Here is a 23,418-nt window from a genome sequence, read left to right on the forward strand (position 1 = left end):
TGAAGCTGGCGGGCGTGGTGCTGTGCGGGTGGCAGATGGCGCGCGCGCTGGTGGCGGCGCAGGCGAACCGCGCGAGCGACCCGGCGTTCTTCGATGCGAAGATCGCGATCGCGCAATGTTATGCGGAACACATTCTCGTGCAGGCGGGTGCGCTCGAGGCGTCGATCGTCGGCGCGAAGGGCAACGAGAGCGTGCTCGCGTTGACGGAAGACCAGTTCTGACCGCGAGCAACGCCGTCGACGCAACGAAAAAGGCGCCCGAGGGCGCCTTTCCTTTTGCCGCCGGCCGGCCCGTGTTGCGGGCCGTCGCGGCTCAGGCGTAGGCCGGGCGCGTCTGGCCGGCCACGTCCTTCAGGTAGCGATGCACCGACAGGTCGTCGGCCTGGATCGCGGGCATCTTGCCCGAGATCAGGTCGGCGAGCAGTTGGCCCGAGCCGCACGACATCGTCCAGCCGAGCGTGCCGTGGCCGGTGTTCAGGAACAGGTTCGACACCGGCGTGCGGCCGACGATCGGCGTGCCGTCCGGCGTCATCGGGCGCAGGCCCGTCCAGAACGTGGCCTTCGACGTGTCGCCGCCGCCCGGGAACAGGTCGTTGACGCACATCTCGAGCGTTTCGCGGCGCGCGGCGCGCAGCTTCTTGTCGAAGCCGACGATTTCCGCCATGCCGCCGACACGGATGCGCTGGTCGAAACGCGTGATCGCGATCTTGTAGGTCTCGTCGAGCACGGTCGACACCGGAGCGGCCGCTTCGTTGACGATCGGCGCGGTGATCGAATAGCCCTTCAGCGGATAGACCGGGATCTTCATCAGGTTCGAGATGAAGTTCGTCGAGTACGAGCCGAGCGCAACGACGTACGCGTCCGCGCGCACCGTCTCGCTGCCGCACTGCACGCCGGCGATCTTGCCGCCCGCGATCGCGAGCGCATCGATCGGCGTGTTGTAGCGGAACTTGACGCCGAGCGATTCGGCGAGCGCGGCCAGGCGCGTCGTGAACAGCTGGCAATCGCCCGTTTCGTCGCCCGGCAGGCGCAGGCCGCCCGTCAGCTTGTGCGAGACGGCGGCAAGCGCCGGTTCGGCATTCTTCAGTTCGGCCGGCGACAGCAGTTCGAACGGCACGTTCGCTTCCCGCAGCACCGCGATGTCCTTCGCCGCGCCGTCGAGTTGCTGCTGCGTGCGGAACAGTTGCAGCGTGCCGCCCGTGCGGCCTTCGTACTCGATGCCCGTATCGGCGCGCAGCGCCTGCAGGCAGTCGCGGCTGTATTCGGCGAGGCGGACCATGCGGCCCTTGTTGACCGCATAGCGCTCGGCCGTGCAGTTGCGCAGCATCTGGTACATCCACTGGAGCTGGAAGCGCGTGCCGTCGAGGCGGATCGCGAGCGGCGCATGCTTTTCGAACATCCACTTGACGGCTTTCAGCGGCACGCCGGGCGCGGCCCACGGTGCGGCATAACCGGGCGAGATCTGGCCTGCGTTCGCGAAGCTCGTCTCGAGCGCCGGGCCGGCTTCCCGGTCGATCACGGTGACTTCATGGCCGGCGCGTGCAAGGTAATACGCGCTTGCCACGCCCACTACACCACTGCCCAGAATGACGACTCGCATAGCTGCTCCAGATGGAAGGGACCAGATCGAGGCCGGGCGCGTGTGCGGCTCCGTGTAACCTCTAGCTGATCTAGTTTTTTGCGCTATGGTATTGTCGAATGTGTAGGTTTTGTTATCGTATTTTTCAGGTTTTCAGCATAAACAAATGAGAACGCAACGTCAGCCCGTACGCTCGCTCGACAAGCTCGACCGGCGCATCCTGAAACTGCTCCAGGACGACGGCCGGATGGCGATGAAAGACCTCGCGGAACAGGTCGGACTGACCGTCACGCCGTGCATCGAGCGCGTGCGTCGCATGGAGCGCGACGGCGTGATCACCGGCTATCACGCGCGGGTCGACCCGGGTCAGCTGGGGGCCGCGCTGCTGGTGTTCGTCGAGATCACGCTTGGCCACAAGGGCGGCAACATGTTCGAGCAATTCCGCCGGGAAGTGATGAAGATCGACGAGGTGCTCGAATGCCATCTGGTTTCCGGTGATTTCGACTACCTGATCAAGGCGCGGATCGGCGAGATGGCCGACTACCGGAAGCTGCTCGGCGACATCCTGCTGCAACTGCCCGGCGCGGTGCAGTCGAAGAGCTATGTCGTGATGGAGGAAATCAAGGAAACGCTGACGATTGCCGTCGGCGAGTGACGCGTCGGCAGCCTGTTGTCGAGCCCCTTATCCCGCCCTTGGCATGCTGCGCCCAATACTGTATAAATGTACAGTATTGGGCGCAGGCGAAGGGGTGGGCATATGGACGATCGGTCCGACAACGAATTTCCGGTAGCGCCGCCCGTGCCCCGCAAGGGGCGCGGTGCGGTCGACAACCTGCAGGGGCGGTATGAAATCGCGCAGCGCGAAGCGGTCGACGACGGCTGGACGCACGAGTCGGACGATGCCGACTTCCCCGCGCCGCTGCGCACGCAGGTGTTCGAGGAGCGTGCGAAAAGCATCCTGACGCACAACCAGTCGCCCGATATTCCGTTCAGCGTATCGCTCAACCCGTATCGCGGCTGCGAGCACGGTTGCATCTACTGCTTCGCGCGGCCGACGCACAGCTATCTCGGCCTGTCGCCGGGGCTCGATTTCGAAAGCCGCATCTACGCGAAGGTCAACGCGGCCGAGCTGCTCGAGCGCGAGATTTCGCGCAAGCGCTACGTGCCGGAGCCGATCGCGCTCGGCGTCAACACCGACGCGTACCAGCCGGTCGAGCGCGACCTGCGCATCACGCGCAGCGTGATCCAGGTGATGCACGATCGCGGGTTGCCGTTCGCGGCGATCACGAAATCGTCGCTGATCGAGCGCGATCTCGACCTGCTCGCACCGATGGCCGAGCGCGGGCAGGTGATGGCGGCGGTCACGATCACGACACTCGATGCCGATCTCGCTCGTACGCTCGAGCCCCGCGCGGCCACGCCGGCGCGACGGCTGCGCACGATCCGCGCGCTGCGCGACGCGGGCGTGCCGGTCGGCGTGAGCATTGCGCCGGTGATTCCGTTCGTGACCGAGCCCGACATGGAGCGCGTGCTCGAAGCGTGCGCGGAAGCCGGCGCGACGCACGCAAGCTACATCATCCTGCGGCTGCCGTGGGAGGTCGCGCCGCTGTTCAAGAACTGGCTCGCCGCGCATTTCCCCGACCGCGCGGAACGCGTGATGAACCGCGTGCGCGACATGCGCGGCGGCAAGGACTACGACGCGGATTTCTCGAAGCGGATGAAGGGCGAGGGGATCTGGGCGGACCTGTTGCGGCAGCGCTTTCGCCAGGCCGTCAAGCGGCTCGGGTTGAACGAGCGCACGAACGGCATTCTCGATCTGTCGCAGTTCCGCGGTGCGCCGGCCGCGGTCGCGCCGGCGCCGCGTGTTGCCGGACGTTCGGCCGGTGCGAAGCCACGCGACGACATGCAGTTGAATCTGTTCTGATACGCGAGCAAGGCCGCCGCGTGCCGGCACCGGGCGAGGGCCCTCGGCGCCGCGTCCGTCGTGCTTACTGCGAAATCTGCTTCGCGGCTTCGACCTGCGATTCGAAATACGTCTGGAACGACAGCGCGAGTGCGGTCATCAGCAGGAACGCGCCGATCAGCAGCGAGAAGATCACGACGAAGATCACGGTCCAGCCCGACTTGCTGTGCTTGCCGGTGTCCGCGTTGAATTGCGCATCCCATTTTTCGTCAGGGCGCAGCCCGTAGACGAGTGCGGCGAGGAATGCCGCCAGCAGCGAGATCGCGCCGGGTATCGCGAGCCACCAGCCGAGGCCGGCAGTGCGTTGGGTCGCCGCAAGCAAAAGGAAGCCCGGGATGCCGACGATCGTCGCAAGCAGGTGCGCCCAGCCGTACACGTCGCGCAAGCCATACAGATAGAAGCGGTGCGCGCCGAGCGAACCGAACAGGAACGCGAGGGCGGCAGTGAGCGTCTTGGAGCGGAAGCGGCGGGACGGTGCGGTGCTGCTGGACATGGATGGCGGCGGATGGTCGTTGGCATGGGCGGCCGGCGGGCCGGCGCGGGCGCGCGGCCCGGCACGCATTCTACGATGCCCGGTCGGGCCCGGTCACCCCTTGCCTGCGTCAAGGTGCCGCATAGGTCACGCGGTAGATGGCGCCGGCGTAATCGTCGCTGACGAGCAGCGAGCCGTCCGGCAGCGGCAGCACGTCGGCCGGGCGTCCCCATACCGTGCCGTCGGGGCGCAGCCAGCCCGTGACGAACGGCATCTGCTGCGCGTGGCTGCCGTCCGCCGACACGATCACGCGCATCACGCGGTAGCCGACCTTCGTGCTGCGGTTCCACGACCCGTGTTCGGCGATGAACACGTTATTGCGATACGACGCCGGAAACATCGGCCCGGTATAGAAGCGCATGCCGAGCGCGGCGACATGCGCGCCGAGTTTCAGGACGGGCGGCGCGTAGCGGCGGCACACGCCGGCGCTGCCGAATTCGGGGTCGGGCGTATCGCCGCCATGGCAATAAGGAAAGCCGAAGTCGAGTCCGGCGCGCGGGGCGCGATTCAGCTTGTCATCGGGTACGTCGTCGCCCATCAGGTCGCGCCCGTTGTCGGTAAACCACAGCTCGCCCGAATCGGGATGCCATGCGAAGCCGACCGTATTGCGTACACCGCGCGCGACCACCTCGCGTTCGCTGCCGTCCGCCTTCATGCGCGCGATGATCGCGTAGCGGCTGCGATCGGCAAGGCAGGCATTGCACGGTGCGCCGGTCGGCACGTACAGCTTGCCGTCGGGGCCGAACGCGATGAATTTCCAGCCGTGATGATGTTCCGTCGGTAGCGCATCGGTCACGACGACGGGGGCGGGCGGTCGGGCGAGCCGATCGTCGACATGATCGACGCGCAGGATCCGCGATACGGCGGATATATAGAGGGCGCCATCGCGGTAGGCGACGCCGACGGGCATGTCGAGCCCGGAGGCGATCACGTAGTGCGCGGTGATCCGGCCCTCGGGCATCGCGAACGCGTGCACGCGGCCTTCGCGTGTGCCGACATACAGGATGCCGCGGGGCGACCAGGCCATTTCGCGCGCGGCCGGTACCGTGTCGGTCAGGATTTCCACGTGGAAGCCGGGCGGGACGACGAGTTCACTCACCGGCAACGGCGCGGCAAACGCCGGTGCGGACGCGAGGCTGGCAAGGCCGGCGAGCAGCGCCGTGAAACGGTTCTGCGCGCGGCGCGTCGAGGCAGCGGGAAGGGGCGGCATGACGGCGGGAAACGTCCTGGACACGACGATTGTATGCCCGCCCGACAGGCCGCCCGCGGAATTTTGCGCGTAAGTGTTTGTTGTACCTCTGGTTTCCGGCTATAATCGCGTGTTTCAGTAGTTTCGAACCCGGTTTTCCGAAGGACATCATATGGTTATCATCCGTCTGGCTCGTGGCGGCTCGAAGAAGCGCCCGTTCTACAACATCGTCGCTACCGATTCGCGCAACCGTCGTGACGGCCGCTTCATCGAGCGCGTCGGCTTCTACAACCCGGTCGCCACGAAGGGCGAATCGCTGCGTATCGCTCAGGATCGCCTGACGTACTGGCAAGGCGTTGGCGCGCAACTGTCGCCGACCGTCCAGCGTCTCGTGAAGGAAGCGCAAAAGGCGCAACCGGCTGCCTAACATGGCACGGTGTGCCGGTCGTGCCGGCTGTGAGGTGCATTGATGGCGGGTCACGATTCCGGTAATGCAAGGCGCGGGCGTGCGTCATTCGGCGCGTTCGTCCGCAAGCCGGTCGAGCGCGACGCTGTCGCGAGCGCCGGTGAGGCTGCCGAGCAAGGTGGTCTCGAAGCGACGCAAGCCTGGCCCGACGACGCAGTCGAGGTCGGGGCGGTAGTCGACGCCTACGGCCTGAAGGGCTGGGTCAAGGTGGCGACGCATGCCGACGCCGGTCGCGGCGGCGATGCATTGCTCAACGCGCGTCGCTGGTGGCTGGAGCGCGGTGCGGAGCGGCTTTCGGTCCGCATCATGCAGTCGAAGACGCACAGCGACACCGTCGTTGCGCAACCCGCGGGCGTCAGCGACCGCGATGCCGCACTCGCGATGCGCGGCTTTCGCGTGTTCGTGCGCCGGGAAGATTTCCCGGCACTGGCCGCGGACGAATTCTATTGGGTCGACCTGATCGGTCTCGATGTCGTCAACGAGCAATCGGTGGCGCTCGGGAAGGTGAGCGGGATGATCGACAACGGCGTGCATTCGATCATGCGTGTCGAGTATCCGGCGACCGGCAAAGACGGTCAGCCGACCACCGACGAACGGTTGATCCCGTTTGTCGGCGTATACGTCAAAACGGTGGATCAGGCGGCGCGTCGGATCGTCGTCGACTGGGAAGCCGATTACTGAAATGAACCAGGTAACCGAGAGCGCGGTGCAGTTCGACGTCGTCACGCTCTTTCCCGAGATGTTCCGTGCACTGACCGACTGGGGAATCACCAGCCGGGCCGTCAAGCAGGGGCGCTTCGGGCTGCGCACCTGGAACCCGCGTGATTTCACGACGGACAACTACCGCACGGTCGATGATCGTCCGTACGGCGGCGGTCCGGGCATGGTGATGCTGGCGAAGCCGCTCGAAGCCGCCATTGACGCCGCGAAAGCGGCGCAGGCGGAGCAGGGCATCGCGAGCACGCGTGTCGTGATGATGTCGCCGCAGGGCGCGCCGCTCACGCATGAGCGTGCCGTGCGGATGGCGCAGGAGCCCGGTGTCGTCGTGCTGTGCGGCCGCTACGAAGCGATCGACCAGCGTCTGCTCGACCGGTGCGTCGACGAGGAAATCAGCCTCGGCGATTTCGTCCTGTCGGGCGGCGAACTGCCGGCGATGGCGATGATGGATGCCGTCGTGCGGCTGCTGCCCGGCGTGCTGAACGATTCGTTGTCGGCCGTGCAGGACAGTTTCGCCGACGGCTTGCTCGATTGCCCGCACTACACGCGCCCCGAGGAATACCATGGCGTGCGCGTGCCGGACGTGCTGCTCGGCGGGCATCATGCCGAGATCGAGCGGTGGCGGCGGCAGGAAGCATTGCGGAATACGTGGCGGAAGCGGCCGGACCTGATCGTCCGGGCGCGCCGCGAGAAGTTGCTGAGCCGGGCCGACGAGGCGTGGCTTGCGAACCTCGCACGCGAAGCGAAGGACGCCTCCTGAGGCGGCTGCGCGAGCGGGAATTGGCGGTGCCGTGCATGCGTGTGCGGTGCCTGATGTGAATCCATCCTCTATCGGGGCCAGGCCTGGAAGCAGGCGGGTACCAACGCCGACACGATGGCATAAGGAGTCAGTAATGAATCTGATCGCAAAACTTGAGCAGGAAGAGATCGAGCGCGCGCTCGCCGGCAAGACGATCCCCGAATTCGCCCCGGGCGACACGGTGATCGTGAACGTGAACGTGGTTGAAGGTAACCGCAAGCGCGTTCAGGCTTACGAAGGCGTCGTGATCGCGATTCGCAACCGTGGTCTGAACTCGAACTTCATCGTCCGCAAGATCTCGTCGGGCGAAGGCGTCGAGCGTACGTTCCAGACGTACTCGCCGCTGCTGGCAAGCATCGTCGTGAAGCGTCGCGGCGATGTGCGTCGTGCGAAGCTGTACTACCTGCGCGAGCGTTCGGGCAAGTCGGCTCGTATCAAGGAAAAGCTGGTGTCGAAGGATCGCGCCGCAGCAGCTTCCCAAGAGTAAGAGCTGTAAGGAAAAAGCACCCACCCGGGTGCTTTTTTCATTCTGGCGCGACAATATGCTCGATACGACACGAACCCGAGAGCCCCATTGAATCGCCGCCCCATCATCGATCCCGAAGTCCTGCCGGTCGAAGGCACCGGTGCCGGCCTGCCTGTCATCGATCCCCCGCTGATGACGCCGTCCGGCTTGCGCGAACGTTTCGCGCGTACGCTCGACTGGAGCGTCGAGCCCGGCGAGGCGAGGCTGCAGGAGGGCGTCGATCCGCGCAGCGCGGCCGTCCTCATGCCGCTCGTCGTCCGCGAGTCGGGCCTGACCGTGCTGTTGACCCAGCGTGCCGACCACCTGAACGACCACGCCGGGCAGATCAGCTTCCCCGGCGGCCGTCGCGAGACGTTCGATCGCGATGCAACGGCCACCGCGTTGCGCGAGGCGAAGGAAGAGATCGGGCTGGCCGCCGAACGGGTCGAGATCCTCGGTGCGCTACCCGACTACCTGACCGGCACGGGCTTCTGCGTGACGCCGGTGGTCGGCCTCGTGCATCCGCCGTTCACGGTGCAGGCCGATACGTTCGAAGTCGCCGAGATTTTCGAAGTGCCGCTCGCGTTCGTGATGAATCCCGCGAACCATCAGGTCCGCGTGTTCCGCTGGGAAGGCGGCGAGCGTCGTTTTTTTGCGATGCCCTATCCGAATGGCGAAGCGGGCGGGCATTACTTCATCTGGGGCGCAACTGCCGGCATGTTTCGCAATCTCTACCGCTTCTTGGCCGCCGGTTAGGCGCATGCACCGGCCGGCGCGCGCGGCCGGCCGCCGGGCGACCGCGCCGGCAGCCATGCGGGGCTGGCGCTGTGCTATCGTTATGCAAAAAATGACATAACTCCGAAGACGGCGCCACGCATGACTTTCTTTTCGGTTCTCCTCGCCCTCATCATCGAACAGGTCCGCGCGTTATCACCGAGCAATCCGGTGTTTGCGCTGTTCCAGTTTCATGCGGAAACCGTTGCGCATGGCCTCGACGCCGGCAAGCAGAAGCACGGCATCCTCGCCTGGCTCGCGGTCGTGCTGCCGTGGGTGCTGATCGTCGCGCTGATCTATTTCCTGCTGTACAAGGTGAGCTTCGTGCTCGCGTTCCTGTGGAACGTCGTCGTCGTGTATTTCACGCTCGGCTTCCGCCAGTTCAGCCACTACTTCACCGACATCCACCTCGCGCTCAACAACGACGACGTGCCGCGTGCGCGCGAAATCCTCCGTGAGTGGACGGGCATCGACACGGTCGACATGCCGGTCGGCGAAATCGTCCGCCATACGCTGATTCATGCAGTTGTCGCGTCGCATCGCCACGTGTTCGGCGTGTTCTTCTGGTATGTGCTGCCGATCGGCCCGGCCGGCGCCGTGCTGTACCGGATTTCCGAATACCTCGCGCGCAGCTGGTCGACGCCGGGCGACGACCGCACGGCCGCGTTCTCGACGTTCGCGCAGCGCGCGTTTTTCGTGATCGACTGGATTCCCGCGCGATTGACCGCGCTCGGCTTCGCGATCGTCGGCAATTTCGAGGATGCGATCTACGCGTGGCGCAATCACACGCGCCAGTGGCCCGACCCGAACGACGGCGTGCTGCTCGCCGCCGGCAGCGGGGCGCTCGGCGCGCGTCTCGCGGGGCCGCTCGCGGAGCCGTCGAGCCTCGATGCGCTGGCGGTCGGCGACAGCGGTCCGTTGACGGTCGGAGACGATTGCACGCCGCGGACGCTGCAATCGGCGGTCGGCCTCGTCTGGCGTGCGGTGATCCTGTGGATGATCCTGCTGCTGATGCTGACGCTCGCCGTCTGGGTGTCGTGACGACGCACGGCGGGATCCGATGAAAGAACAAGGCCGGCTCGATGCCGGCCTTGTCGCTGTGGGTCAGTCGTCGCGCGGATCGCGCACGGCGCCGCATTGCCAGCACGCGGTGAACTGGGCCTCGAGCGCTTCGCCGCACTGCCGGCAAAACCAGGGCGCGGCGCCGGCCGACGGGCCGTGCGAGGCGGCATCGAGGAGCCGGCGCGCGAGGGCGCCGTCGCGTTCGTCGTCGAGCCACAGCTCGGGCGTGCACGCATCGGCCGGCAGGCCGCCGAGCGCGCCAGTCGCGTAGCAGTTATGCAGCTCGCAACCGACGCCGGCCACCTGAAGCACGTTGGCCCAATGTTGCGCGGTCGCGAGATCGGGTGCCTTGAAACGCATCGCGGCTCCTGTCGATGAAGGCCGGCCCGGGCGTGCCCGCCGACCCCGCGCGCCTCTCGCGCTCAGCGGACGATCTGGCTCGCCTCGTGCACGAGCTGGGCGTACAGCGCATGCCGCGACGGCGCGATACGGCCGTCGGCGACGGCTTCGAGAATCGCGCAGCCGGGCTCGTGCAGATGATGACAATTATAGAAACGGCAATCCGCGAGCAGCGGCCGGAACTCCGGAAACGCGCGCTCGAGGCGGCCTTCCGTCAGGTGGTAGAGGCCGAATTCCTGGAAACCCGGCGAATCGATCAGTGCACCGCCGCCTTCCAGCGGGTAGAGGCGCGTGAACGTCGTCGTGTGGCGGCCGCTGTTGAGCGCGGCCGAGATCTCGCGCGTCGCGGCTTCGGCATCGGGGACGAGCAGGTTCACGAGCGTCGACTTGCCCATCCCGGACTGGCCGAGCAGGATCGTCGAGTGCCCGGCGAGGTGCGGCATCAACTGCGCGCGCGCGTCGTCGGGCGAGCCCTTCACCGACAGCTCGAGCACGTCGTAGCCGAGCGCGCGGTACGGCGCGAGGCGCTCGCGTGCGACCGGCAGCGCGGCCTCGACGTCGATCTTGTTCAGCACGACCAGCGGCTTCAGCTCGTTCGCCTCGGCCGCGATCAACGCGCGGCCGAGCAGGTCCTCGCTGAAATAGGGCTCGGTCGCGAGCACGATCAGCAACTGGTCGAGGTTGGCCGCGAACAGCTTCGACTTGAACTGGTCGGAGCGGTACAGCAGATTGCGCCGTTCGCCGATCTCGACGATCACGCCCTGGTCGGCCGATGCGAGTTCGTACACGACGCGGTCGCCGACCGCGATGTCGCTCTTCTTGCCGCGCGGGAAGCACTGCAGCATCGGGCCGCCGTCGTCGGGTGCGACGATGTAGTGGCGCCCGTGCGCGGCGATCACGCGGCCTTCGACCCGTTGCGCGTTCGACGCGCGCGGGGCCGGCTTGCGGGACGTCGGGCGGCTCATGCGTGTTGCAGCAGGCGGTCGATCCGCTGCGACGCAGGCGGATGCGAGTAGTAGAAGGCCGTGTAGACGGGGTCGGGCGTCAGCGTCGACGCGTTGTCCTCGTAGAGCTTCACGAGCGCGCTGACGAGATCCTGCGCGTCGGTCTGGCTGGCCGCGAACGCGTCGGCCTCGAATTCGTGCTTGCGCGACGTAAGGCTGCTGAACGGCGTCGCGAAGAACAGGAATACCGGAATCGCGAGGAAGAACAGCACGAGGGCGGCGCCCGCGTTGCTGGTGTCGAGCGACGGCGTGACGCCGAGCCCGGTGTAGAACCACGTGCGTTGCGCGAGCCAGCCGAGCAGCGCGAGCAGCACGAGGCTCAGCACGAACGACACGAGCATCCGCTTCATCACGTGGCGGCGCTTGAAATGGCCGAGCTCGTGCGCGAGCACGGCCTCGATTTCCTGGCCGGACAGGCGCGCGAGCAGCGTATCGAAGAACACGATCCGCTTCGATGCGCCGAAGCCCGTGAAGTACGCATTGCCGTGCGCGGAGCGGCGGCTGCCGTCCATCACGAACAGCCCCTTCGCCGCAAAACCGCAGCGCTTCATCAGCGACTCGATGCGCGTGCGCAGTGCGTCGTCCTTCAGCGGCTCGAACTTGTTGAAGATCGGCGCGATGAAAGTCGGGTAGATCAGCAGCACGAGCATCTGGAACGCGACCCAGACGATCCAGGTCCACAGCCACCACAGGCTGCCGGCCTGGTTCATCAGCCACAGCACGACGAACAGCAGCGGCAGGCCGAGCGCGGCGCCGAGCAGCGCGTTTTTCAGCATGTCGGTGAAGAACAGCCGTTTCGTCATGCGGTTGAAGCCGAACCGTTGCTCGACCCCGAACTGCCGGTAGTACTCGAACGGGACGTCGATCACGCTCGTGATCACGAGCACCGCGGCGACGAGCGCGACCTGCTGCCCGTAGCCGCGGCCGAGCCAGCCGGTCAGCAGCGTATCGAGCGCGCCGACGCCGCCGAGCAGCGTGAGGCCGACCAGCACGGCCGCGCTGACGACGATCTCGAGCATCGTCAGCCGGGTGCGCTCGACCGTATAGTCGGCCGCGCGCTGGTGGGCGGTCAGCGGGATGGTCGCGCTGAACTGCGCGGGCACGCCGTTGCGGTGCGCCGCGACGAAGCGGATCTGCCGCGACGCGAGCCACAGCTTGGTGACGACCATCGCGAGTACGGCGATCGCGAACAGCAGGGTGAATGAAAAGGGTGACATCGAAGGCGCCAAAGGGTTCTATGCGAGAATTATATGTTCTTGCGGACCGGCCCCGCTGATGCGATGCCGGCCGCCCGGGCGGCGCCGCGCGCCGTCCGCCATTTTCCAGGATGACTCATGACCGATACCGCCGCTTCCGCCAGCCAGCCCGCGCTCGTGCGCAACGAGTTGAACCTCGTCTGGCTCGACATGGAGATGACGGGCCTCGACCCGGATAACGACCGCATCATCGAGATCGCGGTCGTCGTGACCAATTCCACGCTCGACATCGCGGTCGAAGGCCCCGTGTTCGCGATCCACCAGAGCGACGAGACGCTCGCGAAGATGGACGACTGGAACAAGTCGACGCACGGGCGCTCGGGCCTGATCGACCGCGTGCGCGCGTCGACCGTGACCGAGGCGGAAGCCGCCGCGCAGTTGCAGGCGTTCCTTGCGCAGTACGTGTCGCCCGGCAAGTCGCCGATGTGCGGCAACTCGATCTGCCAGGACCGCCGTTTCATGGCGCGCTGGATGCCGGAATTCGAGCGGTTCTTCCACTACCGCAATCTCGACGTCAGCACGCTCAAGGAGCTGTGCCGCCGCTGGCAGCCCGCGATCTACAAGGGTTTCCAGAAGCGTGCGATGCATACGGCGCTCGCGGACATCCACGAGTCGATCGACGAGCTGAAGTACTACCGCGAGCATTTCCTGATTCCGGCCGCATCGGCGCCGGCAGGCGAATCCGCGCCGGCCGCCTGAGCGGGCCGGCACGCGGTCAGCGCGGCGCCCGCCGCGCGCTTTTCGGCCGGAACGCCGCGACCACCGCGGCGTCGGTTTCGATGTACGGGCCGCCGATCAGGTCGATGCAGTAGGGCACCGCGGCGAAGATGCCGGGCACGGTCGACTTGCCGTCGGCATCGCGCAGCCCTTCGAGCGTTTCCCGGATCGACTTCGGCTGGCCCGGCAGGTTGATGATCAGCGCCGCATGGTCGGCCGTCTCGCGGATCACCGCGACCTGCCGCGACAGGATCGCGGTCGGCACGAAATTCAGGCTGATCTGCCGCATCTGTTCGCCGAATCCCGGCATTTCCTTCGTCGCCACGGCCAGCGTGGCCTCGGGCGTCACGTCACGGCGCGCGGGGCCCGTGCCGCCGGTCGTCAGCACGAGGTCGCACCCCGCGACGTCGACGAGCTCGGCGAGCGTGGCGGAAATCGTCGGCGCATCGTCCTGGATCAGGCGCGTTTCGGCGCGCCACGGCGACGTGAGCGCGGCGCCGAGCCATTCCTGCAGCGCCGGAATGCCTTTGTCCTCGTAGACGCCCGTGCTCGCGCGGTCGCTGATCGACACGAGGCCGACGACGAGTTCGTCCGGGTGGTTACGCTTCGTCGTCATGGTCGTCTTCGGTGTCGTCCGGCGCATCGTCACCCGCGTCGGGCGAGCCGCTCGCGGTCTTGATCCACTGGAACAGCTCGCGGAAATAGCGCGGCGGCTTGCCTTGCTGCGCTTCCTTGCGCGCGTTGCGGATCAGCGTGCGGCCTTCCTGGATATCGGCTTCCGGGTGCTGGCGCAGGAATTCGGTCAGCGCGTCGTCGCTGGCGAGCAACTGGTCGCGCGTGCGTTCGATCCAGTGCAGGCGGGCCGTCGCGGCCTTGTTCACGCCGCGTTGCGCGTCGAGTGCGGTGCGCAGTGCGGCCGTTTCGTCGTCGGTCAGCGAGCGCATCACGCGGCCGACGTACTGGAGCTGGCGGCGCTTGCCTTCGTGATCGGTGATCCGGCGTGCCTCGCGAACGGCGTCCGCGAGGTTTTCGGGCATCGGCATGCGCTTCAGTGCGTCTTTCGGCAGGTCGACGAGCGCCTGGCCGAGCACCTGCAACTCGTGCATCTCGCGCTTCAACTGGGATTTGCTGGGGCGATCGTAGCCGTTGTCGTCGTCTTCGACGGCATGCTCGATCGGCTGGATTCGGGTTTTGCGTGTCATGGGCGGCATTGTATCGCGGCGCGGACACCCCAAGCTTGTCTGTGTCCGGCCCCGGACCTTGCTATGATCGCGGGATACGCAACATTTTGACCATGCGGGCGCCCGCCCGCCACCGGATACCAAGACGATGGCAGCCAATCTCGACGTACAAGCGCGCTATTTCCCGCACACGCAGGACCAGCTCAAGGAAATCGCGTCGGACATCCTTCGCCATGCGAAGGCGCTCGGCGCGTCGGACGCCGCGACCGAAATCTCCGAAGGCGACGGCCTGTCGGTATCGGTGCGCCGCGGCGAAGTCGAAACGATCGAGCACAACCGCGACAAGATGGTCGGCGTGACGGTGTTCATCGGCAAGAAGCGCGGCAACGCGAGCACGTCCGATTTCTCGCCGGCCGCGATCAAGGATACCGTCGCCGCCGCGTACAACATCGCGCGCTTCACGGCCGAGGACGAGGCAGCCGGCCTCGCCGAGGCCGAACTGCTCGAAACCGACCCGCGCGATCTCGATCTCTACCACCCGTGGGCGCTGACGGCCGACGACGCCGTCGAGCTGGCCCGCCGCGCGGAAGACGCCGCCTTCGCGGTCAGCCCGCAGATCCGCAATTCGGAAGGCGCGAGCGTGTCGGCGCAGCATTCGCAGTTCGTGCTCGCGACGTCGCGCGGCTTCCTGTCCGGCTACCCGTACTCGCGCCACTACATCGCCTGCGCGCCGATCGCGGGCAGCGGCCGTCACATGCAGCGCGACGACTGGTATTCGTCGAAGCGCAGCGCGATCGATCTCGCGGCGCCCGAGGCGGTCGGCCGCTACGCGGCCGAGCGTGCGCTCGCGCGGATGGGCGCGCGCCGCCTGGACACCCGCAAGGTGCCCGTGCTGTTCGAGGCGCCGCTCGCGGCCGGCCTGCTCGGCGCGTTCGTGCAGGCCGTGAGCGGCGGCGCGCTGTACCGCAAGACGTCGTTCCTCGTCGACAGCCTCGGCAAGCCGGTGTTCGCGCCGCACATTCAGGTCGTCGAGGATCCGCACGTGCCGCGCGCGATGGGCAGCGCGCCGTTCGACGAGGAAGGCGTGCGCACGCGCGCGCGCAGCGTCGTGAAGGACGGTGTCGTCGAGGGCTACTTCCTGTCGACCTATTCGGCACGCAAGCTCGGCACGCAGACCACCGGTAACGCGGGCGGGTCGCACAACCTCGCGCTGCGCAGCTCGAACACGCAGGCGGGCGACGACTTCGAAGCCATGTTGAAGAAGCTCGGCACGGGCCTGCTGCTGACCGAGCTGATGGGGCAGGGCGTGAACTACGTGACGGGCGACTATTCGCGCGGCGCGGCGGGTTTCTGGGTGGAAAACGGCGTGATCCAGTATCCGGTCGAGGAAATCACCGTCGCGAGCACGCTGCAGGAAATGTTCCGGCACATCGTCGCGATCGGTGCCGATTCGATCGTGCGCGGTACGAAGGAAACGGGCTCGGTGCTGATCGAGCAGATGACGATCGCGGGGCAGTAAGCCAGGCGCGGCGTCAGCCGCCCGCCCTCCAGCGAAAAAGCCCGACCGGCGGCAAGCCGGTCGGGCTTTTTTCATCGCGTGCGGCCGCGTACCGCGTCAGCCGCGCTTGCGTTCGTAGACCACGAACGCATAACCGAACGTGTTCGGCGCGGCAGCCTGGTGCGCATCGCGCGACACTTCCTGCCAATGTGCGGGATCGGGCGCGGGGAACGACGCGTCGCCGTCGAAGTCGGCGTCGATCTCGGTGACGACCAGCTTGTCGGCGAGCGTGAGCCCTTCCGCGTAGAGTTGCGCGCCGCCGATCAGGAATGCCTCGGGTACGCCGTCGCGCGCGGCGAGCGCCAGCGCATCGGCGAGCGACGTGACCGTGTCGCAACCGTCGAAACGGCGCGCCGCATCGCGCGTGACGACGATGTTGCGGCGGCCCGGCAGCGGCCGGCCGATCGATTCGTGGGTCTTGCGGCCCATCACGATCGGCGCGCCCATCGTCGTGCGCTTGAAGAACGCGAGATCCTCGGGAAGTTTCCAGGGCAACTGGTTGTCGCGGCCGATGATGCCGTTGCGGGCACGCGCGACGATCAGGGTCAACGTCGTCATGAAGGTCGGGGAAGAGGAAAACCGGAATGGCGCCGATTCTACCGGAACGGCGGCACGCATCGCCTTTCGCGTGCTGCGCGCCGCGACGCTCGATGCATGGCGTCGCGGCGACGGACCGAATAAAAAGAGTGCCCGCCGGGGGACGGAGCACAAAACCTTTGTCGTGTCGCGGGAACGGCGATACCGGCGCGGATCGGTGTCGGCCGGCTCGAATCGTCAAATCAATACGGAATCCTCATTGAGTGGGGCGACGCAGGCTCACTGACGCTTGTTGCCTTGAACGTTGCCTTCCATCGCGTGCTGCACGTCACCGGGTTGCGATACCGGAAGCGGCATCGGCAGTGGGGGCGGTGGCGGGATCTCGTCCCACAGCGTGACGGTTGCCTTGCCGGTCGGCAGCGGTTGCGGTGCGGACACGGTCACGATGCCGAAGCCGCCGCCGTGCCGCAGGCTCGGCGCATTTTCGGCCGGCAGCATGGCGCGATCCGGTTTTGCGATGTCATCCGCGCGGGCCGGCGCAGGCGGGCCGGCGGCCGAGAGCGCGAGCGCCATCGGTACGAAAGAAAGTAAAAGATGTTTGCGCATGGCCGCTGTCTCCGATCGTTTACGGGTTCAGCGAAATGCATGCCACCGTGCCGGGACCGTTGTCGCTACGGCGATTCGCGCTCAAGCGTTGCGAATTGTGGCCGAAAACGCCTGAAAATGTTTCAGGCCTGAAACGAGGGGGCTCGGGAATACTGCGGATTCAATCGATTCGCTTCAAGGATGAAAATCGGCCCGTGTGTTGATGAACGAACACCTTGCTGCGCATGCGCTATGTGCAGATGATTGACCTGCATCGACCTCCTGTGCGATTGGGCCGTATCGCCGTCGGCGCCGAAATCCGTTTGTCGTATTTGGTGCCTATAACTAAGCTGTCTTGACCAAAAATAACTGGACGCGAGATAAGCGCCATCATGCGAGGCTTTGTCGTTGCCGAGCATCGGCATGGCGAATCGAGCCGCCTCTGGCTGACCCGATTCGATCCTTTTCGCACGAACTCTGACGTGCGCGGCAATCGTTAGACGGTTGATGAACGGGGTGAGGATATGGGAGCCGATCAGCGGCACGTGATCTACTATTCGCGCGAACCGAACGACGCGTTGCGCGGCCATTTCGACGAGTGCGGCTGGCGCGTCGATCTCGCGGAGACCGTACGCGACGTCCGGCGTGTCGTGCAGCATGGCGTGGCAACCGCCGGCCTGCTCGACTTTTCGCCGGGCTTCAAGCCCTCGGACCTGCGCGAACTCGAATCCTGCCTGAGCATCCAACACATCGGCTGGATCGCCGCGACGCGTCGCGGCCAGTTGCAGGATGCCACGCTGCGCCACCTCATTCGCGACTACTGCTTCGACTATGTGACGATGCCGTACGAGACGTCGCGAATCGTCGAGACCGTCGGTCATGCGCACGGCATGGTCGCGCTGACCGATCCCGTTGCGCCGCCGGTCGGCGCCGGGCGCAGCGAAGGCGAGATGGTCGGCACCTGCGATGCGATGCTCGGGCTCTTCAGGACGATTCGCCGCGTCGCGGCGACCGATGCGCCGGTGTTCATCTCCGGCGAATCGGGTACCGGCAAGGAACTGACGGCGGTCGCGATTCACGAGCGTTCGTCGCGCGCGCAGGCACCGTTCATCGCGATCAATTGCGGCGCGATTCCGTCGACGCTGCTGCAGGCCGAACTGTTCGGCTATGAGCGCGGCGCATTCACCGGGGCGAACCAGCGCAAGATCGGCCGCGTCGAGGCCGCCAACGGCGGCACGCTGTTTCTCGACGAGATCGGCGATCTGCCGCTGGAAAGCCAGGCAAGCCTGTTGCGCTTCCTGCAGGAAGGCAAGATCGAGCGGCTCGGTGCGCACGTGTCGGTGCCCGTCGATGTGCGCGTGATCTGCGCGACGCACGTGGACATGGACGCCGCGTTGCGCGAAGGGCGGTTCCGCGAGGACCTGTTCCATCGCCTGTGCGTGCTGAAGATCGAGGAGCCGCCGCTGCGCGCGCGCGGCAAGGACATCGAGGTGCTCGCGCGCCACATGCTCGAGCGTTTCAAGGGCGATGCGCATCGCCGCCTGCGCGGTTTCTCTCCGGACGCGGTCGCGTCGCTGTACGGCTATTCGTGGCCGGGCAACGTGCGCGAGCTGATCAATCGCGTGCGCCGCGCGATCGTGATGTCGGAGGGCCGGATGATCACCGCGGCCGATCTCGAGTTGAACGACTTCGCGACGCTCGCGCCCGTGTCGCTGCTGGAGGCGCGGGAAGCGGCCGAACGGCAGGCGATCGAGCAGGCGCTGCTGCGCCACCGCGGCCGTTTCGCGGATGCCGCGCGTGAACTCGGCGTGTCGCGCGTCACGCTCTACCGGCTGATGTGCGCGCACGGCATGCGCGATCGCGGCGACACGCTGGCAGGATTTTCGGCGCCGTTGCCGGAGCTTCCTCACCACGCTTGCTAAAATTGGCGGGTACGGCCGCCCTCGCGGCCGAAGGAACCCGCATGAAACAGTATCTCGACCTCGTTCGTACCATTCTCGATACCGGCACCTGGCAGGAGAACCGCACGGGGATCCGCACCATCAGCATGCCGGGCGCGATGCTCCGCTTCGACCTGCAGCAAGGCTTTCCGGCCGTGACGACCAAGAAGCTCGCGTTCAAGTCGGCGATCGGCGAACTGGTCGGCTTCCTGCGCGCGTCGCGCAGCGCGGCCGATTTCCGCGCGCTCGGCTGCAAGGTGTGGGACGCGAACGCGAACGAGAACGCGCAGTGGCTCGCGAATCCGTACCGTCAGGGCGTCGACGATCTCGGCGACGTGTACGGCGTGCAATGGCGCCAGTGGCCGGGCTACAAGGTGCTCGACGCGGGCGCCGACGCGCAGATCGCCGACGCGACGCGCCGCGGCTTCCGGATCGTCACGCGTTTCGACGAAGACGGCGCGCCGAAGGTGCTGCTGTACAAGGCGATCGACCAGCTGCGCCAGTGCCTGGACACGATCATGGAGAATCCGGCCGACCGCCGCATTCTGTTTCACGCGTGGAATCCGGCCGTGCTCGACCAGATCGCGCTGCCCGCGTGCCACCTGCTGTACCAGTTCCTGCCGAACGCGACGAAGCGCGAGATCTCGCTGTGCCTGTACATCCGCAGCAACGACGTCGGCCTCGGCACGCCGTTCAACCTGACGGAAGGGGCCGCGCTGCTGTCGCTCGTCGGCCGCCTGACGGGCTACACGCCGCGCTGGTTCACGTATTTCATCGGTGACGCGCACATCTACGAGAACCAGCTCGACATGCTGCAGCGACAGCTCACGCGCGAGCCTTACGAAAGCCCGCGGCTCGAGATTGCCGAGCGCGTGCCCGACTACGCGAAGACGGGCGTTTATGCGCCCGAATGGCTCGAGCAGGTCGAGCCGTCCGATTTCTCGCTGGTCGGTTACCGCCACCATGAGCCGCTGACTGCGCCGATGGCGGTCTGAGCGCGCGGTTTCATCGATCCGCGCCCTGCAGAAAGAAGGCCCGACCGGCTGAGACCGGTCGGGCTTTTTTGTTTCACGTTTGCGGCACTTACTGGCGATGCCGCTCGTCGTGCGCGCCTGGCGGCGGGCTGCTCGGGCGCGGCGCCTCGACGTGCGGTGCCGGTTGCGGCCGCGGTTCCATGCGGGGAGCGGGCATCGACGGGCGCGGTTCCATGCGGGGTGCCGGCTGCGGTCGCGGCTCCATTCGAGGTGCGGGCTGGGGGCGCGGCTCCATGCGCGGCGCCTGCGGTTGCGGGCGCGGCATGTCGTGTACGGCTGGCGCCGGCGGACGGTACTCGTTCACGCGCGGCGGTGCGACTTCGCGGTGCGGCGCCGGTTGCGCGAATTCGGGGCGGGGTTGCGGCGTGGGGGCGGCCCGTTCCGGTTGCGCTTGCCCGTGCTGGGCCGGTGTCGGGAAATCGGGGCGCGGACGCGGCTGCGGAATCTGCGCCGTGTTGTCGACCCTCGGTTGCGGCAACGCGCGCGGCGCGTCGTTCCGGCCGCCGGGCTGCGTGCCCTGCGGTGTCGGTATGCCCTCCGGATGCGGCACCGCCGCACTGCGCACGGGCGGCAGTGCATTCTGGCCTGCCGCGTGAAGGGCGCTCGGCGGGGCGGGGCGCTGGCGTTCCATCGGCGTGTGCGGCTGCATCCACGCCGGCGACGGCGCCTCGGGTGCGTGCGTGTTGCCGATGCCCGACGGCGTGTTGCTTGCGATCGGCGGGTGCGGGACGCCGTTGCCGGGCCCGAAGGCCTGATGCGGCGTCGCGTTGCCGGGCGCCTGCGGCATGCCGCCGTTGGCGAAATGCGGCCCATTGGGGATTTCGCCGTTCGCTGGCCGTCCGGCATTCGGCACGCCCGGCAATGGCGCACCGGGCGTACCCGGCCGTCCGGTTTGCACGGCAGGCGGCTGGCCTTCGCGCGGCGTGCGTGAAGGCTGCACGACGGGGCCGTGCGGATTCACGAGCTGCACGTTGTGCATCGCCCACGCACCGCCGCTCGGATTACCCGACACGCGGACCGGGCGGGCCCTGTAATCGGCCGGCACGCTCGTCTTCACGACCGGCGCGCCGGCGCCCGGCACGCGCCCGCCTTGCTGCGCGAGATGCGCGGCTGCCTGGTCTCGATAGGCGGCGGGCACCGCGGGGTTGCGCGTCGCGACGTAGGGGTGCTGCGCGATCGCCGCCGGCGGACGGTAGCCGGCATTGCGCAGCCCGCCGGTAAAGCTCTGGCGCACCGGCGCGATGCCGGGTGTGCCCGGCGTGACGTGCGCATTGCGCCATTGCCGCGGATCGACGTGTTGCGAGAAGTGCGCGACCGGCTGGCCATGCACGAACGCGGCGGCCGGCACGGCCGTGATCGCGTGCGGCGCACGGAAGTTCACGTACGTCTTGTTGATGTTGGTGATATTGGTGATGTTCGTCACGTTCACGGTCTTGTTCACGTTGACGTTGTTCACCACGATATTGCGATTCACGCGGTCGTAGTAGTGCGGGCTCCAGCCGCCCCAGCGCGGGTGCCACGGCTCGCCCGGGCCGAGCGCGAACCATGCGCAGCCGGCCGCGGCGACGCCGCCGACCGTGAGCGCGACGCTCCAGTCGGGACCGCCGCCCCCGCCCACGAACGCGACGAGCGCCGGCGCGTAGACCGGCGGCTGGCTGACGACCATCGGGCCGGGCACCCAGGCCCAGCTGTCGTCCACGTACGCCCAGCGGCCGTAGTGGTACGGCGCGAAGCCCCACGGTGCGTCGTCGACCCACGTCCAGCCCCACGGCGCCTGCCAGATCCAGTGGCCGTCGTGATACGGCGCCCAGTCGGCCGGCGTGTCGTTCGGCACCCAGACCGAGCCGTAATTCGGGGTTTCGCGCCACGTGCCGTTCGCGTCGAGATCCTGATAGCCGGGAATGTCGCGGGACACATAGCGGGCCGACACCGAGCGCTCCTCGGCCGCGTCGCGGCTGGCGGCCCACTGGTCGAGCGGGTCGGGGCTCGGCGCCGCCGATTGCTGTGCGACCTGCAGGTCGGTGCCGGTGAACACGACCTGCTGCCCGGGCGACAGCGGGTACTGCCCGTTGCTGCCGTAGACGGTCGCGCTGCCGCTGCGCATCGTGACGGTCGTGCTCGCGCCGTTCGGCGCGACATCGACGCGATAGTTGCCGGGGCCCGTGATGCCGAGCGCGAGGTTCGGCGTGTCGATTTCGTACGATCCGCCGCGGGGCAGATCGCGCACATGCGTCGATACGGTGCCGAGGCCGACCTTCAACTGCGTCGTCGTGTCGTCGAGATTCAGGATCGACAGGCTCGTCGAATCGCCGAGCCGCACCGCGGTCGAGCCGATATGCAGTTCCGAGCGTGCGCCGGCGTCGTTCCAGAGCTGGTCGCCGGTCGTCAGCGGCCGGTTCACGGCCGCATACGACCACGTATCGGTGCCGGCCGGTTCGGTCGTCACGGCACCCGACAGGTAGTTGAGCCGCGCGACGCGGCCGGGCGGGTCGCCGCCCGGTTGCCGTGCCGCGGCCGAATACGGCGGCGCGCCGGCCGATTGCGCGAAGGCGGGCGGCAGGGCCGCAAGCGCGGCGAACGCGAGCAGCGTATAGCGGGCGGTTCGCTTGAGCGTGAACAGGGGGGCCATGGTGAGCGTCATCGTCGTTATCGCGGCGCGTCGATTCGTGCCGTTGAGTTCACAATATCCGCTCGGCCTGTTTCAATGCTCGGTGTTTTGTAAGTCGGATGGCACGCGGTGTAACAAAACCTGTCTGTCGCGTGCCGCTGTCGTGCAGCCGCAATGCGGGCGTCAAGCGGACGTAAGCCACGCGTCGAAAACCTGCTGGCCGGGCACGGTGACGCGCAGCACCCGCGGCCGTGCGGAACGTTCGATCCAGCCGTGCGCACAGAAGCTTTCGAGCAGCGCCGCGCCGAGCGCGCCGCCCAGATGCGAGCGCCGCTCGCTCCAGTCGAGGCAGCCGCATGCGAAGCGGCGCCGGCGCGTGCGCTGCTGCGCGACGTCGATGCCCCATTGCGCGAGGGCCTGCGTGCCGAGCTCGGTGGCTTCGATCGCGTCGCCGTCCGCGAGCAGCCAGCCGCGGGCGGTGAGCCCGTCGAAAATGCGCACCGCAAGTTCGCCGGCCATGTGGTCGTAGCAGGTGCGCGCGTAGCGCAGTTCGGCCGGTACCGTGCGCGACGGCGCCGGTACCGGGCGGTGCGGCGCAGCCGCGCGGGCGACGTTCGCGAGCGCCTCGAGCGACGCCGCGATGTCGGCCGACGCGATGCGGTAGTAGCGGTGCCGGCCGCGCACGTCGAGCGCGAGCAGGCCGCCTTCGGTCAGCCGCGCGAGGTGCGCGCTTGCCGCGGACGGCGACAGCCCCGCGATCATCGTCAATTCACCGGCCGGCCGCGCGCTGCCGTCCATCAGCACCCACAGCATCGCGGCGCGGCCGGGGTCGGCGATCAGTGCGCCGATGCGGCTCAGGCCCGGAAAGTGGTGGTCGTCTTGATCGGTCATCGTCGTCTCTCGTCAAGCGGGATGAGGGGCAGTGTAGTGGGTGTGCGCATTCGATGTTTCGTATCCGGATGAAATGTCGGATGCGGCGGCGCCGTCCCGCGGCAGCCTGGCTGCGGCCCGTTG

The 23,418-nt window shown here is 67.3% G+C and carries 27 protein-coding genes; 14 read left to right on the forward strand and 13 right to left on the reverse strand.

The annotated features are described in order from the left end of the window. A partial coding sequence (locus G3N62_RS17960; protein WP_206141271.1) for an acyl-CoA dehydrogenase C-terminal domain-containing protein occupies positions 1–221 on the forward strand: 221 nt, incomplete at its 5' end. A gap of 91 nt (positions 222–312) precedes the next feature. On the opposite strand, the gene G3N62_RS17965 is transcribed toward G3N62_RS17960, so the two are convergent. Then, positions 313–1,599: a D-amino acid dehydrogenase gene (locus tag G3N62_RS17965; protein ID WP_049034348.1), complete on the reverse strand. Its 1,287-nt coding sequence runs from the start codon at positions 1,597–1,599 to the stop codon at positions 313–315. A gap of 145 nt (positions 1,600–1,744) precedes the next feature. Between G3N62_RS17965 and G3N62_RS17970 the strand changes: the two genes are divergently transcribed. Both G3N62_RS17970 and G3N62_RS17975 read left to right on the forward strand, forming a co-directional pair. Then, complete coding sequence (locus tag G3N62_RS17970; RefSeq protein WP_012492860.1) at positions 1,745–2,233, forward strand: Lrp/AsnC ligand binding domain-containing protein; 489 nt, start codon at positions 1,745–1,747, stop codon at positions 2,231–2,233. A 102-nt stretch (positions 2,234–2,335) separates the two neighbouring features. After that, positions 2,336–3,502, forward strand: coding sequence for a PA0069 family radical SAM protein (locus G3N62_RS17975; RefSeq protein ID WP_124670474.1), 1,167 nt, complete (start codon positions 2,336–2,338; stop codon positions 3,500–3,502). A 64-nt stretch (positions 3,503–3,566) separates the two neighbouring features. Here the strand turns inward: G3N62_RS17975 and G3N62_RS17980 are convergent, their stop codons facing one another. Both G3N62_RS17980 and G3N62_RS17985 read right to left on the reverse strand, forming a co-directional pair. Beyond that, positions 3,567–4,034 carry a TM2 domain-containing protein gene (locus tag G3N62_RS17980; RefSeq protein WP_034186748.1) on the reverse strand — a complete coding sequence of 156 codons (468 nt, stop codon included), beginning with the start codon at positions 4,032–4,034 and terminating at the stop codon, positions 3,567–3,569. Between the two features lie 109 nt (positions 4,035–4,143). After that, positions 4,144–5,283 carry a PQQ-dependent sugar dehydrogenase gene (locus G3N62_RS17985; RefSeq protein WP_049028417.1) on the reverse strand — a complete coding sequence of 380 codons (1,140 nt, stop codon included), beginning with the start codon at positions 5,281–5,283 and terminating at the stop codon, positions 4,144–4,146. A gap of 151 nt (positions 5,284–5,434) precedes the next feature. Here G3N62_RS17985 and rpsP point away from each other — a divergent pair, with 151 nt between their 5' ends. From rpsP to G3N62_RS18015, 6 genes are all read left to right on the forward strand, one after another. Next, positions 5,435–5,689, forward strand: a complete 255-nt coding sequence (gene rpsP, locus G3N62_RS17990; RefSeq protein WP_006476550.1) for a 30S ribosomal protein S16 — start codon at positions 5,435–5,437, stop codon at positions 5,687–5,689. 42 nt (positions 5,690–5,731) lie between these two features. Then, positions 5,732–6,409 (forward strand): ribosome maturation factor RimM, encoded by a 678-nt coding sequence (rimM, locus tag G3N62_RS17995; RefSeq protein WP_034186457.1) that lies wholly within the window; start codon positions 5,732–5,734, stop codon positions 6,407–6,409. Position 6,410: 1 nt separating this feature from the next. Beyond that, on the forward strand, positions 6,411–7,205 hold the full coding sequence (gene trmD / locus G3N62_RS18000) for a tRNA (guanosine(37)-N1)-methyltransferase TrmD (protein ID WP_034186458.1): 795 nt from the start codon (positions 6,411–6,413) through the stop codon (positions 7,203–7,205). Positions 7,206–7,338: 133 nt separating this feature from the next. Further along, positions 7,339–7,731 carry a 50S ribosomal protein L19 gene (gene rplS / locus G3N62_RS18005; RefSeq protein WP_006753174.1) on the forward strand — a complete coding sequence of 131 codons (393 nt, stop codon included), beginning with the start codon at positions 7,339–7,341 and terminating at the stop codon, positions 7,729–7,731. 87 nt (positions 7,732–7,818) lie between these two features. Next, the gene (locus G3N62_RS18010; RefSeq protein ID WP_124670473.1) at positions 7,819–8,505 is read left to right on the forward strand and encodes a CoA pyrophosphatase; all 687 of its coding nucleotides are present in this window, start codon (positions 7,819–7,821) and stop codon (positions 8,503–8,505) included. 120 nt (positions 8,506–8,625) lie between these two features. Continuing rightward, entirely contained in the window at positions 8,626–9,564 is a 939-nt protein-coding gene (locus G3N62_RS18015) for a CobD/CbiB family protein (RefSeq protein ID WP_034186460.1), read from the forward strand. 63 nt (positions 9,565–9,627) lie between these two features. Here the strand turns inward: G3N62_RS18015 and G3N62_RS18020 are convergent, their stop codons facing one another. The 3 genes from G3N62_RS18020 to G3N62_RS18030 all read right to left on the reverse strand — a co-directional run bounded on the left by G3N62_RS18020 (position 9,628) and on the right by G3N62_RS18030 (position 12,205). After that, complete coding sequence (locus G3N62_RS18020; protein ID WP_034186461.1) at positions 9,628–9,945, reverse strand: hypothetical protein; 318 nt, start codon at positions 9,943–9,945, stop codon at positions 9,628–9,630. Positions 9,946–10,007: 62 nt separating this feature from the next. After that, a complete protein-coding gene (rsgA, locus tag G3N62_RS18025) occupies positions 10,008–10,949 on the reverse strand; it encodes a ribosome small subunit-dependent GTPase A (RefSeq protein ID WP_034186462.1) in 942 nt (313 codons plus the stop codon). Next, complete coding sequence (locus G3N62_RS18030; protein WP_034186463.1) at positions 10,946–12,205, reverse strand: M48 family metallopeptidase; 1,260 nt, start codon at positions 12,203–12,205, stop codon at positions 10,946–10,948. The genes rsgA and G3N62_RS18030 overlap by 4 nt, the downstream gene beginning before the upstream one ends. Positions 12,206–12,322: 117 nt before the next feature. On the opposite strand from G3N62_RS18030, the gene orn reads away from it, so the two are divergent. Beyond that, positions 12,323–12,943 carry an oligoribonuclease gene (orn, locus tag G3N62_RS18035; protein ID WP_049030222.1) on the forward strand — a complete coding sequence of 207 codons (621 nt, stop codon included), beginning with the start codon at positions 12,323–12,325 and terminating at the stop codon, positions 12,941–12,943. A gap of 16 nt (positions 12,944–12,959) precedes the next feature. Here the strand turns inward: orn and mog are convergent, their stop codons facing one another. Together mog and yjgA are read right to left on the reverse strand one after the other, a co-directional pair. After that, positions 12,960–13,577, reverse strand: coding sequence for a molybdopterin adenylyltransferase (mog, locus tag G3N62_RS18040; RefSeq protein ID WP_124670472.1), 618 nt, complete (start codon positions 13,575–13,577; stop codon positions 12,960–12,962). Continuing rightward, positions 13,561–14,163 (reverse strand): ribosome biogenesis factor YjgA, encoded by a 603-nt coding sequence (gene yjgA, locus G3N62_RS18045; RefSeq protein WP_272481919.1) that lies wholly within the window; start codon positions 14,161–14,163, stop codon positions 13,561–13,563. Before yjgA ends, mog begins: the two co-directional genes overlap by 17 nt. Before the next feature lie 127 nt (positions 14,164–14,290). Here yjgA and pmbA point away from each other — a divergent pair, with 127 nt between their 5' ends. After that, a complete protein-coding gene (gene pmbA / locus G3N62_RS18050) occupies positions 14,291–15,661 on the forward strand; it encodes a metalloprotease PmbA (protein WP_049028856.1) in 1,371 nt (456 codons plus the stop codon). Between the two features lie 96 nt (positions 15,662–15,757). Here pmbA and G3N62_RS18055 read toward each other — a convergent pair whose 3' ends face one another. Then, positions 15,758–16,258 (reverse strand): dihydrofolate reductase, encoded by a 501-nt coding sequence (locus G3N62_RS18055; RefSeq protein WP_034186467.1) that lies wholly within the window; start codon positions 16,256–16,258, stop codon positions 15,758–15,760. On the opposite strand from G3N62_RS18055, the gene G3N62_RS18060 reads away from it, so the two are divergent. Continuing rightward, complete coding sequence (locus tag G3N62_RS18060; protein WP_124670471.1) at positions 16,257–16,523, forward strand: hypothetical protein; 267 nt, start codon at positions 16,257–16,259, stop codon at positions 16,521–16,523. The genes G3N62_RS18055 and G3N62_RS18060 overlap by 2 nt on opposite strands. On the opposite strand, the gene G3N62_RS18065 is transcribed toward G3N62_RS18060, so the two are convergent. Together G3N62_RS18065 and G3N62_RS18070 are read right to left on the reverse strand one after the other, a co-directional pair. After that, positions 16,517–16,843 (reverse strand): hypothetical protein, encoded by a 327-nt coding sequence (locus G3N62_RS18065; protein ID WP_059560737.1) that lies wholly within the window; start codon positions 16,841–16,843, stop codon positions 16,517–16,519. The genes G3N62_RS18060 and G3N62_RS18065 overlap by 7 nt on opposite strands. Before the next feature lie 122 nt (positions 16,844–16,965). Continuing rightward, entirely contained in the window at positions 16,966–17,367 is a 402-nt protein-coding gene (locus tag G3N62_RS18070; protein WP_080287732.1) for a hypothetical protein, read from the reverse strand. Here G3N62_RS18070 and G3N62_RS18075 point away from each other — a divergent pair. Further along, the gene (locus G3N62_RS18075; RefSeq protein WP_034186469.1) at positions 17,347–18,744 is read left to right on the forward strand and encodes a sigma-54 dependent transcriptional regulator; all 1,398 of its coding nucleotides are present in this window, start codon (positions 17,347–17,349) and stop codon (positions 18,742–18,744) included. The two genes, G3N62_RS18070 and G3N62_RS18075, sit on opposite strands and share 21 nt — an antisense overlap. A 41-nt stretch (positions 18,745–18,785) precedes the next feature. After that, positions 18,786–19,757, forward strand: coding sequence for a thymidylate synthase (locus tag G3N62_RS18080; protein WP_034186750.1), 972 nt, complete (start codon positions 18,786–18,788; stop codon positions 19,755–19,757). A gap of 88 nt (positions 19,758–19,845) precedes the next feature. On the opposite strand, the gene G3N62_RS18085 is transcribed toward G3N62_RS18080, so the two are convergent. Together G3N62_RS18085 and G3N62_RS18090 are read right to left on the reverse strand one after the other, a co-directional pair. Beyond that, entirely contained in the window at positions 19,846–22,437 is a 2,592-nt protein-coding gene (locus G3N62_RS18085; RefSeq protein WP_241013137.1) for a DUF6600 domain-containing protein, read from the reverse strand. A gap of 150 nt (positions 22,438–22,587) precedes the next feature. Next, the gene (locus tag G3N62_RS18090; protein WP_124609140.1) at positions 22,588–23,295 is read right to left on the reverse strand and encodes a helix-turn-helix transcriptional regulator; all 708 of its coding nucleotides are present in this window, start codon (positions 23,293–23,295) and stop codon (positions 22,588–22,590) included. Positions 23,296–23,418 lie beyond the last annotated feature (123 nt).

The sequence above is a fragment of the Burkholderia sp. Tr-20355 genome (assembly GCF_017104685.1).
GTDB classification, from domain to species: Bacteria; Pseudomonadota; Gammaproteobacteria; order Burkholderiales; family Burkholderiaceae; genus Burkholderia; species Burkholderia seminalis.